General features: G+C 57.4%; 17 protein-coding genes. 9 read left to right on the forward strand and 8 right to left on the reverse strand.

Annotation, left to right across the window (positions count from 1 at the left end; genetic code table 11):
* The first annotated feature begins 160 nt into the window (after window positions 1–160).
* Complete coding sequence (gene hslV / locus GOV79_RS13695) at window positions 161–721, forward strand: ATP-dependent protease subunit HslV (protein WP_170771306.1); 561 nt, start codon at window positions 161–163, stop codon at window positions 719–721.
* Here hslV and GOV79_RS13700 read toward each other — a convergent pair.
* A complete protein-coding gene (locus GOV79_RS13700; protein ID WP_170790191.1) occupies window positions 710–1,951 on the reverse strand; it encodes an MFS transporter in 1,242 nt (413 codons plus the stop codon). The two genes, hslV and GOV79_RS13700, sit on opposite strands and share 12 nt — an antisense overlap.
* 172 nt (window positions 1,952–2,123) lie before the next feature.
* On the opposite strand from GOV79_RS13700, the gene hslU reads away from it, so the two are divergent.
* The 3 genes from hslU (at window position 2,124) to GOV79_RS13715 (ending at window position 5,845) form a co-directional block, all read left to right on the forward strand.
* Entirely contained in the window at window positions 2,124–3,431 is a 1,308-nt protein-coding gene (gene hslU, locus GOV79_RS13705) for an ATP-dependent protease ATPase subunit HslU (protein WP_170790192.1), read from the forward strand.
* Window positions 3,432–3,503: 72 nt separating this feature from the next.
* A complete protein-coding gene (locus tag GOV79_RS13710) occupies window positions 3,504–4,628 on the forward strand; it encodes an alpha/beta hydrolase (protein WP_170790193.1) in 1,125 nt (374 codons plus the stop codon).
* Window positions 4,628–5,845 (forward strand): MFS transporter, encoded by a 1,218-nt coding sequence (locus tag GOV79_RS13715; protein ID WP_170790194.1) that lies wholly within the window; start codon window positions 4,628–4,630, stop codon window positions 5,843–5,845. The genes GOV79_RS13710 and GOV79_RS13715 overlap by 1 nt, the downstream gene beginning before the upstream one ends.
* Here the strand turns inward: GOV79_RS13715 and GOV79_RS13720 are convergent.
* The 3 genes from GOV79_RS13720 to GOV79_RS13730 are packed head-to-tail and all read right to left on the reverse strand — an operon-like array spanning window position 5,842 to window position 8,119.
* Complete coding sequence (locus GOV79_RS13720; protein WP_170790195.1) at window positions 5,842–6,429, reverse strand: Smr/MutS family protein; 588 nt, start codon at window positions 6,427–6,429, stop codon at window positions 5,842–5,844. The two genes, GOV79_RS13715 and GOV79_RS13720, sit on opposite strands and share 4 nt — an antisense overlap.
* Window positions 6,429–7,463, reverse strand: coding sequence for a murein transglycosylase A (gene mltA / locus GOV79_RS13725; RefSeq protein WP_170790196.1), 1,035 nt, complete (start codon window positions 7,461–7,463; stop codon window positions 6,429–6,431). The genes GOV79_RS13720 and mltA overlap by 1 nt, the downstream gene beginning before the upstream one ends.
* Window positions 7,460–8,119, reverse strand: a complete 660-nt coding sequence (locus tag GOV79_RS13730) for a Tim44/TimA family putative adaptor protein (RefSeq protein ID WP_170790197.1) — start codon at window positions 8,117–8,119, stop codon at window positions 7,460–7,462. The genes mltA and GOV79_RS13730 overlap by 4 nt, the downstream gene beginning before the upstream one ends.
* Before the next feature lie 108 nt (window positions 8,120–8,227).
* Between GOV79_RS13730 and GOV79_RS13735 the strand changes: the two genes are divergently transcribed.
* Window positions 8,228–8,719 (forward strand): FxsA family protein, encoded by a 492-nt coding sequence (locus tag GOV79_RS13735; protein WP_170786195.1) that lies wholly within the window; start codon window positions 8,228–8,230, stop codon window positions 8,717–8,719.
* 64 nt (window positions 8,720–8,783) lie between these two features.
* Window positions 8,784–9,287 carry a protein-export chaperone SecB gene (gene secB / locus GOV79_RS13740; RefSeq protein ID WP_170771325.1) on the forward strand — a complete coding sequence of 168 codons (504 nt, stop codon included), beginning with the start codon at window positions 8,784–8,786 and terminating at the stop codon, window positions 9,285–9,287.
* Between the two features lie 27 nt (window positions 9,288–9,314).
* On the opposite strand, the gene dnaQ is transcribed toward secB, so the two are convergent.
* From dnaQ to GOV79_RS13760, 4 genes are read right to left on the reverse strand one after another with little or no spacing between them, the layout of a single operon-like run.
* Window positions 9,315–10,037 (reverse strand): DNA polymerase III subunit epsilon, encoded by a 723-nt coding sequence (gene dnaQ / locus GOV79_RS13745; protein WP_170790198.1) that lies wholly within the window; start codon window positions 10,035–10,037, stop codon window positions 9,315–9,317.
* Window positions 10,030–10,623: a dephospho-CoA kinase gene (gene coaE / locus GOV79_RS13750; RefSeq protein WP_170790199.1), complete on the reverse strand. Its 594-nt coding sequence runs from the start codon at window positions 10,621–10,623 to the stop codon at window positions 10,030–10,032. The genes dnaQ and coaE overlap by 8 nt, the downstream gene beginning before the upstream one ends.
* Entirely contained in the window at window positions 10,620–11,453 is an 834-nt protein-coding gene (locus GOV79_RS13755; RefSeq protein WP_170790200.1) for a shikimate dehydrogenase, read from the reverse strand. Before GOV79_RS13755 ends, coaE begins: the two co-directional genes overlap by 4 nt.
* Window positions 11,450–12,049 carry a Maf family protein gene (locus GOV79_RS13760; RefSeq protein WP_170790201.1) on the reverse strand — a complete coding sequence of 200 codons (600 nt, stop codon included), beginning with the start codon at window positions 12,047–12,049 and terminating at the stop codon, window positions 11,450–11,452. Before GOV79_RS13760 ends, GOV79_RS13755 begins: the two co-directional genes overlap by 4 nt.
* Window positions 12,050–12,453: 404 nt before the next feature.
* Between GOV79_RS13760 and GOV79_RS13765 the strand changes: the two genes are divergently transcribed.
* The 3 genes from GOV79_RS13765 (at window position 12,454) to mnmE (ending at window position 15,639) form a co-directional block, all read left to right on the forward strand.
* Window positions 12,454–12,903: a CopD family protein gene (locus GOV79_RS13765; RefSeq protein ID WP_170790202.1), complete on the forward strand. Its 450-nt coding sequence runs from the start codon at window positions 12,454–12,456 to the stop codon at window positions 12,901–12,903.
* Between the two features lie 147 nt (window positions 12,904–13,050).
* A complete protein-coding gene (gene rho, locus GOV79_RS13770) occupies window positions 13,051–14,322 on the forward strand; it encodes a transcription termination factor Rho (protein WP_170771337.1) in 1,272 nt (423 codons plus the stop codon).
* Window positions 14,323–14,352: 30 nt separating this feature from the next.
* Entirely contained in the window at window positions 14,353–15,639 is a 1,287-nt protein-coding gene (gene mnmE / locus GOV79_RS13775; protein ID WP_170790203.1) for a tRNA uridine-5-carboxymethylaminomethyl(34) synthesis GTPase MnmE, read from the forward strand.
* The last annotated feature ends 1 nt before the right edge of the window (window position 15,640 follow it).

The following is a 15,640-nucleotide window of genomic DNA, read 5'->3' on the forward strand; positions in this document are numbered from 1 at the left end:
TCGGTTGTGAGGCTCATGTAGGATCAATACCCGAGTCTCACAATTGCTAGTCTGGTAACCCCGAATTGCAATTAGTGCATATCTTTTGAGCAGTTTGAGAAGAGTTGCGCTGAACGCACGCCCGGCCCATATAGGGGGCCAGTGAAGAACGGAGGCCCCAATGGCAGACAGCGATTTTCCCGGTTGGCATGGCACGACAATTATTGGCGTCAAGAAAGGCGGCCAGGTGGTGATTGCCGGGGATGGTCAGGTCAGCCTGGGCCAGACGGTGATCAAGGGCACCGCCCGCAAGGTGCGCCGCCTGTCCCCCGGTGGGTTTGAGGTCGTCGCAGGGTTCGCCGGATCAACCGCCGACGCATTCACTCTGCTCGAGCGGCTGGAAGCCAAGCTTGAGGCCACACCGGGTCAGTTGGCCCGCGCCTCGGTCGAGCTAGCTAAGGATTGGCGTACCGACAAATACCTGCAAAAGCTTGAGGCGATGCTGATCGTGACCGACGGCAAAGACCTGTTGGTGATCACCGGGGCAGGGGATGTGCTGGAGCCCGAACACAACGTCGCCGCCATCGGATCGGGCGGCAATTTCGCATTGGCCGCCGCCCGCGCGATGATGGACAGCGACAAACCCGCCGAAACCGTCGCCCGCGAGGCAATGGCGATTGCCGCCGATATCTGCGTCTACACCAACGGCAATCTGACGGTCGAGGAAATCTCAGGCCAATAAAACCTTAATCTCCTTCCCTTTCCAGCGGCGGTGCATGCCGATCAGGCCCAGTATCGCCGCAAGGATGACGATGTAGTAGGGCACACGGATGTCGATGCTCATCAATCCGCCGCCGATCAGAGACATGACCCCTCCGGCCAGGCAGAAGACGGCTGTCGTCACGCCCATGACCCAGCCCTGATCAGTTTCGCTGACACTTGCGGAAAACAGGCCCAGTAGCGTCGGGTAGGATACGCCGAAGAAGAAATAGAAGAAGAACACCGGCACGTAGCTCAGCCATCCGATAGGACTGAAGGCAAAGGCTAGCCCGCAGATTACCATCGTGATCAACGAGACATAAATGATCTTGTGCTTGCTGAACCTTTCCTGCGCGGGTTTCACCAGGAAGGTGCTGGAAAAGGCCAGTGCAAAGCCGATCACAACCATCGCCATACTGCCGCCGATCACGCCATAGCCGAACCGGCTGGTCAGGTAGTTGTCGACAAAAACGTAAAAGGTGACGTTGGCGATCATGAAGAAGGAATAGACCGGCAAGATTTTCAGAACCATCGGATGCCTGCGCACAGCGAACAGGCTATCGGTGATATCACGCGGGCGAAAGACAAAGGGTTCACGTTCGGTGCGGGTGTCCTTGAAGAAGGTGATCACCAGGAAAATGGCGATCAGGACCAGAGCAAACGCGCCATAGAACGGCGTTTTAAGGGTGGCCACGCTGCCCAGCAGGGCCGCGTCAGACAGGACGGCGCCTATGATGGGCCCTCCGACTAGACCAAAGCTGACACCGGTCACGATATAGCCCATGTTTCGGTCGCGATCGGCGGCATCCGTGCTGCCATCAATCATTGCCGCCTGCGCGATGGGCTGGTTGCCAGCCGTAAACCCTGTGATTGACCGCCCGATGATCAGCAGCAGAAGGCTGTTGAGGTAAAGCGACGCAATCGTCAGCGCATAGCCCGCCAACGCCCCGGCCAGACAGACCAGAAGCGCGTTCTTGCGCCCTATGGAATCCGAGACTTTGGAGACATAGACCACACCCAGAAACCAAGACAAAAAGAAACACCCGATCACCAGCCCATAGTAGAAATGCCGCTGCCCCATCGGCGTGCTGTCGGGAAGGAAGCCGGATTTCGTCTCCATGATCAATGAGTTGATGATGGGAAAGACCAAACCTTGTCCGATTAGGTCCACAAACACCACGAACAACAGGGTGATCTTGGCAATTTTCGTCATTCGCGCGCTCCTGACCCTCAACATATTGAAATGATTGTATCAGAGCACAAACGTTTCACCTATGGAAAGCATTTGCAAACCGGCAGGCGCATTGCTAACCAACGCTGCCGCAGTTGTTTTCGCCTGTGCGGTGACTACGTAAGCCAAACCGCTGATCGAAAGGACCCAACACGTGACCGACCTGACCCCGCGCGAGATTGTCTCGGAACTGGACCGTTTCATTATCGGTCAGAAAGATGCCAAACGCGCGGTGGCCGTGGCGCTGCGCAACCGCTGGCGGCGCAAGCAGCTGGCTGATGATATCCGCGATGAGGTCTACCCCAAAAACATCCTGATGATCGGCCCCACCGGTGTCGGCAAAACCGAGATCAGCCGCCGTCTGGCCAAGCTGGCCCGCGCGCCTTTTATCAAGGTCGAGGCCACAAAGTTCACCGAGGTCGGATACGTGGGCCGCGACGTGGAACAGATCATCCGCGATCTGGCCGATGCGGCGATCATCCAGACCCGCGAGTATATGCGCGAGGACGTGAAAGCGCGCGCCTATCAGGCCGCCGAGGATCGCGTCATCACCGCCATTGCCGGCGAAGACGCCCGCGAGGGCACGCGCGATATGTTCCGCAAAAAGCTGAAAGCGGGGGAACTGGACGATACGGTGATCGAACTGGAACTGTCGGACAGCTCAAACCCGATGCCGATGTTTGACGTGCCGGGACAGCCGGGCAGTCAGATGGGAATGATGAATTTGGGTGATATCTTCGGCAAGGCTTTTGGCGGACGCACCGTCAAGAAACGCATGACCGTGGCCGAAAGCTATGACGCGCTGATCGGGGAAGAAGCCGACAAGCTGCTGGACGATGAAACGGTCAACCGCGTGGCTTTGGAATCGGTTGAACAGAACGGCATCGTGTTTCTGGATGAGATCGACAAGGTCTGCGCGCGCGCGGAAGCGCGCGGTGGCGATGTCAGTCGCGAGGGGGTGCAGCGCGACCTGCTGCCCCTGATCGAAGGCACAACCGTATCCACCAAACATGGTCCGGTGAAAACCGACCACATCCTGTTCATCGCGTCTGGCGCGTTTCACATCGCCAAACCCTCGGATCTGTTGCCGGAATTGCAGGGGCGTCTGCCGATCCGGGTGGAACTGCGAGCGCTCACCGAAGAGGATTTCGTCCGCATCCTGACCGAGACCGACAACGCCTTGACCCGCCAATACACTGCGCTGATGGGTACTGAAGAGGTTGCGGTCAGCTTTACCGATGACGGCATCGCCGCTTTGGCCAAGATCGCGGCAGATGTGAACCAAAGCGTCGAAAACATCGGCGCGCGGCGGCTTTATACGGTGATGGAGCGTGTGTTCGAAGAACTCTCGTTCACTGCACCCGATCAGGCCGGTGCGGAAATCACTGTGAACGCGCAGTTTGTGGATGACAATCTGGGTGAGCTGACCAAATCCACCGACCTGAGCCGATACGTCCTGTAACAGACACTGGCCGATTTTCGCTGCTTGGTTGAACCCGTCGCGCTTGGACCCGCGGCAGGAATTCGTTAGCTTATGCGCAAACCCTCGAGGGCTATTTTCGTGCTGCGCTATATTTCCATTTTTTTGATTGCATCTCTTCTGACAGCCTGCGTCGACCGTACCATCTCGGAAACGGTGCCGTCGGCTTTGGATGTGGGCACACCCCAAACCATCTACGCCACCACAACCCGCGCGCGCGAGGCTGATGGCTCTTACGGGTTCAAGCGGGGAGATGGGTTGCAGTTTCTGGAAATGACCGTCTCGATCCCGCCCAATCACACACCCGGAACGTTGGATTTCTCTTACGCCAATCCAAACCCCGAAAAGCAGTTCGTAATGGCAGCCGTGGATGAGTTACAAGGGCCCGGCGATCTGAAAGCCCGGTTGGGCAACGTGGATGAGGTGTCGATCTTCATTCACGGCTACAACACAACACAGTCCGAAACTACGTTTCGCGCCGCGCAGCTTAGACACGATCTGAATATTCCCGGTGCCACAATGGTTTATTCCTGGCCCAGCCAGGCGACCGGATATGGCTATGCCTATGATCTGGACAGTATGCTGTTTGCCCGCGACGGGTTGGAGCAGACCGTCCGCCACTTGAAAACCATGGGAGTCAAACGCGTGGTTCTGGTGGCGCACTCCATGGGCACTGCCTTGACGATGGAGATGATGCGACAGGCCGAATTGCGCGAACCAGGCTGGGCCAGTCGCAATCTGGAAGGCGTGGTGCTGATTTCACCGGATCTGGACGTGGATCTGTTCCGCTCGCAGATGGATGTGATCAAGACACCGCCGGATCCGTTCATCGTCATCACCTCGAAAAAGGACAAGTTGCTGAATATCTCGGCCCGGCTGCGCGGCACCACCAAGGGTGAGCGTCTGGGCAATATCAGTTCGGCCGAGGCGCTGTCTGAATACAAGATCAACATTCTGGACACGACCGCTTTCAATGACGATGCGCAATCCTCGCATTTCGTGGCCGCGACCTCGCCAGCGTTGCTGGCAATCATCGCATCGGCCCGGCGGGTCAGTGACACATTTGGAACCGAAGCGCGGGGGCTTGATGTCATCGCCCCGGCCAATGTGCGCAACCCAACCGGCGCGACCGAGATCGTTCTGACCGAAACCGGACAGGCACAGGTAAGCGCCCCGTGATGTCGCCTCGGCCCGGCGGGTTTCTGCGCGACAACGCAGCATGGCTGGGCGCTGGGTTTTTGATGACATTTCTGTCCAGCTTTGGGCAAACCTTCTTCATCTCGATCTTTTCCGGCGAAATCCGCGCCGCGTATGGCCTGAGCCATGGGGCGTGGGGCGGGCTTTATTCGCTGGGCACGACAGTGTCGGCCGTGGTCATGATCTGGGCCGGGGCGCTGACCGATATGTTTCGCGTGCGCGTTCTGGGGCCGGTTGTCCTGGTCGGTCTGGCCTTGGCCGCGATGGCGATGGCGCTGAACGCATGGCTGTTCCTTTTACCCATCATCATCTTTCTGCTGCGCCTGTTCGGGCAGGGGATGTCTGTGCATCTGGCCCTGGTGGCAATGACACGCTGGTTCACCGCCACGCGGGGCAAAGCGCTGTCCATTGCTTCGGTCGGGTTCTCGGTCGGCGAGGCGCTGCTGCCGGTCATTTTCGTCGCCGCGATGGTAGTGCTGGATTGGCGGATACTTTGGGTGATTTCAGCTGGAATGGTGCTGTTAGGCATCCCGGTTCTGGTGCGTTTGCTGCGACAGGAACGCACGCCGCAAAGCCTGGCGTCTGAGCATTCCTCAACCGGGATGCAAAGGCGCCATTGGACGCGAAAACAGGCTCTACTTAGTCCACTTTTCTGGTTTATGGCTCCAGCATTGCTGGGACCATCCGCCTTCATCACCGCGTTTTTCTTTCATCAGGTGCATCTGGCCGAGATCAAGGGCTGGCAGCATATCGAACTGGTTGCGTTATTCCCGATCTACACCGCTGTGTCCCTGCTGGCGATGTTTGCAACCGGCTGGGCTTTGGACAAATGGGGCACCGCGCGGATGATGCCTTATTTCCTATTGCCCATGGCGATCGGGTTTGCCCTTGTCTCGTTTGTGACAGGGTTGGTGGGGGCCAGTTTGGCGTTGGTTTTTCTGGCATTGACCGTGGGGGCCAATAGCACACTGCCCAGCGCGTTCTGGGCCGAGTTCTATGGCACCCGCCACATCGGTGCGATCAAGGCCATGGCAACCGCCGTGATGGTCTTGGGCTCGGCCATCGGGCCGGGACTGACCGGAGTGTTGATCGACCATCGCGTCGCGCTGGATCAGCAATTCCTGTGGATAGGAGCGTTCTTCGTCGCAGCCAGCGCGTTGGTCTGGATCGGGATCACCCGAGCCGCGCGCAGTTTTTAACGGATACGCCGCAGGTAAACGTAATACGCCCCGTCGCCACCATGGCTGATATGGGCAGGGGTTACTTGCAGCACGGCCTGCGCCAGCGGCGAAATGCTCAGCCAATGCGGCACTTGGTTGCGCAATACGCCGCGCGGGGTGGGGATGGGGCCAGGCTCGTCCCGGTCCTTGCCTTTTCCGGTGACGACCAGAACCAGACGTTTACCTTGCGCTTGGGCGGTCAGAACAAAGCGCACCAACGCCGGATGGGCCGTATCCACGCGCATTCCATGCAGGTCCAGCTTGCCTTCCGGCTTGAGCTTGCCGCGCTTCATCCGACCAAACGCTTTGTTGTCCATCTGCACGGGGCTAGCGCGCAGGCTTTCCGTGATAGAAGGTTTCAGCGCATGGGGTGATGGTTTGGAGGGCACGGTCTGCCCAGGCTCAAACGTGTCGATCCGCGCTTTTGGCGTTTTGGTGGGCTTCGGTTTCGGCAGGGTGGTCGGATGCACGGTTTGCGGGATCTCGGGGTGCATCCGCTCGGCCTGTTTGGCGACCTTGCGCCATAGTTCGATTTCGTCCGAGGTGAGTTTGCGCCGTGCCATCAGAACGAATCCAGTGCCAGTGCATAGGCACGCTGAATCGGCAGTAAAACGATCATGCGTCCGGGGTCTTTTAAACGCCCCGCGGCGCGGCCCGCTTCATCGCCAGTGCCAAAGAAAATATCTGCCCGCTGCGCGCCCTTGATGGCCGAACCGGTATCCTGCGCGATCATCAACCGTCGCAACGGGTTCTTTCCATCCTTCTCGACCCAAACCGGCGCGCCCAAAGGCGTGAAGCCAGGATCGGCCGCAATGCTGCGCATCGTGGTGACGGATCGGTTCATGGCGCCCAAAGGCCCAAGCTCGGGCGCGACGCGGGTGACTTCGCGGAAGAACACGTATGAGGGGTTGTGAAACAGCAGCTCGGCCCCGGCCTCGGGGTTCTTGCGCACCCATGTCTTGATCATCTGCGCACTGACCTGATGGGCGGCCAATGCGCCCTTTCGGATCAACTCCGACCCGATGGAGCGGTAGGGATGCCCGTTTGCGCCCCCATAACCCACCCGCAACGCACCGCCATCCGGCAGGCGGATACGGCCCGAGCCCTGGATTTGCAGAAAGAACAGCTCGACTGGGTCATCGACCCAAGCGATCTCAAGCCCGCGACCTTGCAAAACATCGCTGGTCAACAGGTCCCGACGTGACAGCCATTGCTCGACCCCGCGCGCCTCGGGCGGCATTTTGTACAGCGGATATCGGAACCGATCCGATCGGGTGCGCGATCCGTCCAATTCTGGCTCAAAATACCCGGTGAACAACGCGTCCTTGCCGTCTTCGACCAGAACGGGGCGGAAGAACAGCTCAAAGAAAGATCGGGCGGCATCGGCTTCATAGGTCTGCGCGACGCTGCAGAGTGCGCGCCAATCCGGGTCATCCAGATCGCCGCATGTGTTCAAAAAAACCGAAAGAGCCGCCCCGTGGTCATCGGCAGCCCAGCCATCCAGATCGTCAAACGACAGAATAGAACGCGTCGCTTCGGCGCTGACAGAGGTTGCCATCACAGCCCCCAGCAAAAGCGACCGAAGCGCAGCAATCATGCGTCCGTGGCAACAAGCAGCCAGTTTGGATCGTCGCTGCCCATGACGCGGGCAAAGGTCCAGCTGTCCTTTTGGCGTTTGACGGTGTTGGGGTTGCCTTCGATGATATCCCCACCGCGATCTCGCACGACCGAGGTCAGCTCACCCACAAAGCGCATAGTAATCTCGGCCTCATTGGTGTCCTTGTCGAACTTTACATCGGCCAGCGCGGTTTCTCGCACCCCAATGAATTCAGCTTCGATCGTCAGGCCCTGATCCTCACGCGCTGCGACGACATCGACGAAAGTGTCAAACACCTCTTCGGACAGGAAGGGCTGGATTTCGTCCAGATTGCCCTTTTCGAACCCCATCACGATCATCTCATACGCGCCGCGCGCGCCTTGAACAAACTCGGACACCGAAAAGCTGGGCTCAACCCGCTTCATAGCGGTCAGGGTCTGGGCCTGTTCGCTGTCTTCGGCAACGTGGTCGGTGATGTCGTGATCCGGGCCGCCTTCGATCACCTCGAAGTCACGGCGCGAATTCTGCCCGTCTGGCTGCTGCTGAACGGGAGGCTTTTCAAAACCCTCACGCGTCCCCAGCACGCTTCTCAGGCGCAGGATCAGGAAAACGGCAATTCCGGCCAGGACCAGCAACTGGATCATCGGTTCGTTCATTTCATCCTCTTTATCGGACCGCGACTTTGTATACGCAGCCTCTTGCCACTATGTAGGTGACAGTTCGGGCCAAGTCTACTGCCCGAGCCTGGTTAAAGGATAACGCATATGTATCTGTTCCTCGCTTTTTTGCTGGTCCCGATCATCGAGATCGCCTTGTTCATTCAGGTAGGCGGCCTGATCGGTCTGTGGCCAACGCTTGCGATTGTCGTTCTGACGGCTGTGTTGGGCACAGCTTTGGTACGGACACAAGGTCGCATGGCATTGGCCAATCTGCAGCGATCCTTTGCCGAACTGGACGACCCGACCGAGCCGCTGGCCCATGGCGCTATGATCCTCTTGTCTGGCGTATTGCTGCTGACACCGGGGTTTTTCACCGATGCCATTGGTTTTGCTTTGCTTATTCCCGGAGTTCGGGTGGCCGTTTTCAATTTTCTTAAGTCCAGGGTAACCATCACCCAGTTTCAGATGGGTGGTGGCGCGCAGTTCCGCACCGGTCCTGACCCTGCACCGCAAGACGACGTGATCGACGGGGAATACACCGAGGTTCACCCCCGCCGTGACCCATCAAAACCATCGAAATGGGTCGAAGGTCCGTGACCTGCATTGAGGTGCCGCGCCCAACTTGCTAAGCAAAGGCAAATTTTAGTTTCGGAGTAGATAAATGGCCGAAGAAGACGCCAAAGAAAACACAGCCGCCGCAGCCCAGGCGGCACCGCAGATCCAGATGCGCGTTCTGGGACAATTCATTCGTGATCTGTCGTTTGAAAACGTGATGGCCCAAAAGGGCGTATCCGGCGACGTGCAGCCCGAGATTTCCGTTCAGGTCAATCTTGATGCAAAAAAGCGCCCGACTGAGCATCAGTATGAGGTTTCGGTCAAACTGAACCTCAAATCCAAAGCCAAGGGCATGGAAGATATCCTGTTCCTGTGCGAGCTGGATTATTGCGGCTTGTTCCACGTTGAAGGTGTGGCCGATGACCAACTGCATCCGTTCCTGATGATCGAATGCCCGCGGATGTTGTTCCCGTTCCTGCGCCGCATCGTCAGCGACGTAACCCGCGACGGTGGTTATCCGCCGGTGAATCTGGACAATATCGACTTTGTCGCCCTGTACCGCAACGAGTTGATGCGTCGTCAGGCCGAAGCACAAAAAGCCGAAGCCTAAGCCATTCGACCCGCGCCGGATAATCCCTCAGGCGCGGGTCCACAGGGCGTTTTCGCCCAGTTTTTCCACAAATATTTCATGTGCTGTGCGTTCTTCATCGGTGATCTTTGACGCCAAGGGTGTCGGTCGTGCCGTGGGTCGCCACTCTTCGCCGCCCGCACCTGCCGCAGAGGCGACAGTCGAAAGGCCGAAATCCGGCTGCCGTCCACCAATCAGCTCCAGATAGACCTCGGCCAGAATCTCAGAGTCCAGCAGCGCTCCGTGCAGCGTTCGGTTCGAGTTGTCGATATTGAACCGCCGGCACAGCGCATCCAACGAGGCGGGTGAACCCGGAAAGCGTTTGCGCGCGATGGCCAGCGTATCGAGCGCCTGATCCATCGGAATCTGCGGCAGACCCATCCATTTCAACTCGGCGTTCAGGAACTTCATGTCGAACGAGGCGTTGTGGATGACCAGTTTCGAATCCTTGATGAAGTCGCGAAATCCCTGACCGACCTTGGCAAAAACCGGCTTGTCCTTCAGTGTTACTTCACCTTTTTCCGGTGGTCGCGGAGTTTCCAGCAGGTCCGGGCCGATACCGTGAACGCCAAACGCCTCTTCCGGCATCGAACGTTCGGGGTTGATATAGACGTGATAGGTCTCGCCCGTGGCCACGTGGTTCCAAAGCTCGACCGCGCCGATTTCCACGATGCGGTCGCCACTTTCGGGATCGAACCCCGTGGTTTCGGTATCCAGTACAATTTCACGCATCTGCCAAACCCGCCCGTATCTGCCTGACCACATCCTGCACCTGCGCGCGGGCATGGTCCAGACTGTCCGTCACGATCACGAAATCAGATCGTGCGCATTTTTCGTCATTCGGCATCTGTTTGGTGCGGATCTGTTCGAACTGCGCCTCAGACATCGTTCCCCGCGCCATGACGCGGCGTTTTTGTTCATCCGCCGGGATCGACACGCAAGCCACGGCATCCATCGCAGCATCTCCACCGGTTTCGAATAGCAAGGGAATGTCGAAAACCAGAATATCCGCGGTAGCGTTTGCCCGAAACGTAGCGCGGTCTGCGGCAACCAAGGGGTGCACGATGCCTTCGATCTGCTTGAGCGCAGCCGGGTCATTTGTGATGATCTGTTTCAGCGCATCGCGGTTGACCGCGTCGTCAACGATTGCGGCGGGAAAAGTGGCTTGCATCGGTTCAACGGCAGCACCGCCCCGTGAATAGAGTCTATGCACTGCTGCATCAGCATCCCATAACACGCAGCCTTCATCGACAAACATTTGCGCTGTGGTGCTTTTGCCCATTCCGATCGAGCCCGTCAGGCCAAGCGCGAAACTCATGACAAAACAGCCGCGCGCAGGTCTACATTGACTTCAGGGCGGACACCGAACCAGCTTTCGAAACCCGGCACAGCCTGGTGCAGCAACATGCCCAAACCATCGACGGTGGTGCAGCCGGCCTCTTCGGCGGTTTTCAGCAGACGCGTTTTCAGCGGTGCGTAGACCAGGTCCGTCACAACCGCACCGGGCTGCAACCCGTCCAGCGGCACGCGTAACTCGGGCTGCCCCTGCATCCCCAAAGAGCTGGTGTTGACCACCAATTCGGCATCCTCGATCACATTTCCGGCCTGAACCCAATCGACAACCGTGATGCTGGGCCCAAATTCATCTCGCAATGTCTCGGCCCGCTCCCGGGTACGGTTGGTTAGAAAAATCTCGGGCACATCTGCCTCGACCAAAGCCTGAAGCACCGCTCGCGCGGCACCGCCTGCCCCGAACACAACCGCAGGTCCGTCCGTCGGGGACCAATCCGGCGCGCCGCTGCGCAGGTTCTCGAGAAATCCATAGCCATCGGTGTTGTCGGCGTGAATTCGGCCATCGTCCTGAAACACCAGCGTATTCGCCGCGCCAATCTTGCGCGCTCGGTCCGTGACCTCATCGGCTAGACGTAGCGCAGCCTCTTTATGCGGAACGGTGACATTGGCTCCCACGAACCCAGCCTTGGGCAAAGCGCGCAACACATCCTGTAAATCGTCCGGGGACACATCCATCGGCACGTAGTGACCCGACAACCCATAGGTCTTTAACCAATGCCCATGCAACTGAGGCGATTTCGAATGCGCCACTGGGTGCCCGATCACCCCGGCCAGAGGAATCTTTGCCTTGCTCATTGATCAATCACCCCTTTGACGGCCAGAAAATTCAACAGCTCCAATAAGGGCATACCCAAGACGTTAAAATAGTCTCCGTCAATGGTGGCGAACAGGCGCACACCTTCTTCTTCCAGCTTATAGGCCCCAACAGCGTGACGGATACTGTCCCAGCTTCGATCCACGTAGCCCCGCAGATATGCGTCCGAGCTCATCCGCATCCGCAAGCGAACCTGACCCACATGCCGCCAGATTGGCTCGCCATCCTGATAGATCACGGCCGCCGATAGCAGCATATGCCGTTTCCCCCGCATGGCCCTAAGCTGCGCCAGCGCGTCGTCAGGCGTTTGTGGTTTCGATAGAAGCTGACCGTCGAAGTCCAGCACTTGATCGCATCCCAACACCATCGCGCCGGGATTTTTGTCGCTGACCTTGCGGGCCTTCATCTCGGCCAGAGCATCCGCAACATCACGGGGCGAGGCACCTTCGGCCAGAAGGGCGCGTTTGGCTGTGTCTTCATCGACGCGCGCGGTTTGCACGCTGAACGGCACCTGCGCATTGCGCAACAACTCCGCCCGGATGGACGAGCCTGAGGCCAGAATGATGGGGACAGACATGTGGAAAACCCCCTGAGCAAATCGTTAACGGTTCCGGGATGGTTTGTATGGTTTTCCTGTTGACACGCAAGCCCACGATTTTCGCGCCAAACATCCCGGATTCGCCCGAATACTATCCAATAGGGACAAGGATAACTCGACAGACGGGAAAACCAGGGTTTTCCATATATACCCAAAGACTTATCCCCAGTGATTCATATTCAAGAAAAGTATAAATCACTGAAATTAATCAGAAAAAATTTCCCTCAACAGAATCACCCGGCCAGAACCGGATTCTGTCCACTTGGGGAAAACATATGTGTAAAAAAGTAATCCACGGATTTGAACCACCCTACAAAACCATCATCCTTTTTCTTTTCTTATTTTTTTATTAGGGAGGGTTCCGGGAAACCTTCGGAGCCAGCATGACCGACCTTCTTTTCGCAATCTACCCGTGGGTAAAGTCGGTTCACATCATGGCCGTGATCTCATGGATGGCAGGGTTGTTCTATCTGCCCCGCTTGTTCGTCTATCACGTAGAAAAGGCTCAGGCGGTCGACGGAGCGCAGGAGATCTTCTTTGAAATGGAAGAAAAGCTGCTGCGCGTGATCATGCGCCCGGCTATGGTCGTGGCGTGGGTCTGCGGGCTGATCATGGTCTTCACGCCCGGCATTGTTGGTTGGGATTGGACTTGGCCCTGGGCCAAGGGGGTCGCGGTGATCGGGATGACCTGGTTCCATCATTGGCTGATGGCGCGGCGCAAGGACTTCATAGAGGGGCGAAATAAGCTCACTGGGCGGCAGTACCGCATGATGAACGAGGTTCCGACGGTTTTGATGGTTATCATTGTCCTGGCGGTCGTTCTGAAGTTCTGAGGGCACAAACTACTTAGGAAATACAAGGGCAGTTTGACTCCAACAAAGGTCACGCTTATGTAGAGGTCAACACGCCCGTCCGGGCGGCGTATCTTCCGTACTGAAATTCCACTTCGTGCCGCGCTGACAGCGGTGAAGGTTTGTATCATGTCCAATGAATCCTTGAATCTGGCCGATCTGAAAGCCAAAAGCCCCAAAGACCTTCTGGCGATGGCCGAAGAACTGGAGATCGAAAACGCCTCGACCATGCGCAAGGGCGAGATGATGTTCCAGATCCTGCGCGAACGCGCGGATGAGGGCTGGACCGTTGGCGGCGATGGCGTGCTGGAAGTGCTGCAAGACGGTTTTGGCTTCCTGCGTTCGCCCGAGGCAAACTATCTGCCGGGTCCTGACGACATTTATGTCTCGCCTGACATGATCCGCCTGCATTCGCTGCGCACTGGCGACACCGTTGAAGGTGAAATCAAGGCGCCCGATGACAACGAACGGTATTTTGCGCTGACCAAGGTCACAAAGATCAACTTTGAAGACCCCGAGAAAGCTAAGCACAAGATCCTGTTCGACAACCTGACACCTTTGTACCCAGACGAACGTCTGAAGATGGAGATCGAAGATCCCACCATCAAAGACAAGTCCGCTCGCGTGATCGACCTTGTTGCACCAATTGGTAAAGGACAGCGGTCGCTGATCGTGGCGCCTCCGCGGACGGGTAAGACGGTGATCCTGCAGAACATCGCGCACTCGATCGAACAGAACCACCCCGAGTGCTATCTGATCGTCCTGCTGATCGATGAACGTCCCGAAGAGGTGACGGACATGCAGCGCTCGGTGAAGGGTGAGGTCGTGTCTTCGACCTTTGATGAACCGGCGACGCGCCACGTGGCCGTTTCGGAAATGGTGATCGAAAAGGCTAAGCGTCTGGTTGAGCACAAACGAGATGTTGTGATTCTTTTGGACTCTATCACAAGACTTGGTAGGGCGTTTAACACTGTGGTCCCATCTTCGGGTAAGGTTCTGACCGGTGGTGTGGATGCGAATGCTCTGCAACGACCCAAACGGTTCTTTGGTGCGGCCCGGAACATCGAAGAGGGCGGTTCGCTGACCATCATCGCCACAGCGCTGATCGACACCGGCAGCAGGATGGACGAGGTGATCTTTGAAGAATTCAAAGGCACGGGTAACTCGGAAATCGTGTTGGACCGCAAAATCGCCGACAAGCGTGTGTTCCCGGCGATTGACATCCTCAAATCGGGCACCCGGAAAGAGGATCTGCTGGTCGACAAGGGTGATCTGGCCAAAACATTTGTTCTACGCCGCATCCTCAACCCGATGGGGACGACCGACGCGATCGAGTTCCTGCTGTCCAAGTTGAAACAGACGAAGACGAATGGCGAGTTCTTCGATTCAATGAATACCTGACACAGGTCTTAACGGACGCGAGGCCTTCGAATGGATACGATATTCGCCTTGGCCAGCGCGCAAGGCAAAGCAGGGGTGGCGGTTATACGCCTCTCTGGTCCTTTAGCGCACTCGGCGGTCAAGGATCTGACGGGCGGGGAACTTCCCGCGCGCGGTATGAATTTTCGCACGCTACGCGGGCCGGATGGATCTCGTCTGGATAACGGGTTGGTGCTGACGTTCCAGGCTCCGGCCAGTTTCACCGGTGAGGACGTCGCAGAGCTGCAAATTCATGGTAGCACTGCGTCGGTGAATGCTGTGATGCGGTGTTTGTCTGATACCGATGGTTTGCGCCTGGCTGAACCCGGAGAATTCACCCGTCGCGCGTTGGAAAACGGCAAGATGGATCTGACTCAGGTCGAAGGTCTTGCCGATTTGATCGACGCGGAAACTGAAGCGCAACGCAAGCAGGCGCAGACTATTCTAGCTGGGGGTCTGGGGCAGCTTGCCGAGCGTTGGCGTCGCGACCTGATCCGTGCTGCGTCCCTGCTTGAGGCCGTGATCGATTTTGCGGATGAAGAGGTGCCAACCGATGTCACGCCTGAAGTTCGGGCCTTAGTTGAAGGTGTCATGTCCGACCTGATGCGTGAAGCCGAAGGCGTCAAGATTGCTGAACGTATTCGCACAGGATTTGAAGTTGCTATTGTCGGCTTGCCCAATGCTGGAAAGTCTACTTTGCTGAATGCGCTGGCCGGGCGAGAAGCCGCGATAACATCGGAATATGCCGGAACTACACGCGATGTGATCGAAGTGCGGATGGACTTGGACGGTCTGCCGGTAACACTGTTGGACACGGCCGGATTGCGCGAAACCGAAGATCATGTGGAATCATTGGGGATTGCGTTGGCAAAGAAACGGGCGGAAGCTGCGGATATGCGAGTGTTTCTGACAGCTGACCCGTCCGAATTGGATGTGCAGTTTCAGTCCGAAGATATCCAAGTTTTCCCTAAATCCGACCTTCGAGATGAGGGTGAAAATGGCATTTCTGGGAAAACAGGCCACGGAGTGGATGCACTTGTTGCCCGTATATCGCGTATTTTGTCATCGCGAACCACGACATCTGGTATTGCGACACGAGAAAGGCACCGTGTTGCGCTGATCAATGCGCAACAGGCCTTGAACGCGGCAATCTCGGTTCTGGAATCAGGCCCAGACCTGTATGATATCGCTGCCGAAGAAATGCGCACAGCTATCAGAACGTTGGAATCTCTGGTTGGGAGGATCGGGGTTGAAGACTTGTTGGACGAAATATTCTCGAGTTTCTGCTTGGGCAAGTAAG

The sequence above is a fragment of the Ruegeria lacuscaerulensis genome (genome assembly GCF_013034745.1).
GTDB classification, from domain to species: Bacteria; Pseudomonadota; Alphaproteobacteria; order Rhodobacterales; family Rhodobacteraceae; genus Ruegeria; species Ruegeria lacuscaerulensis_B.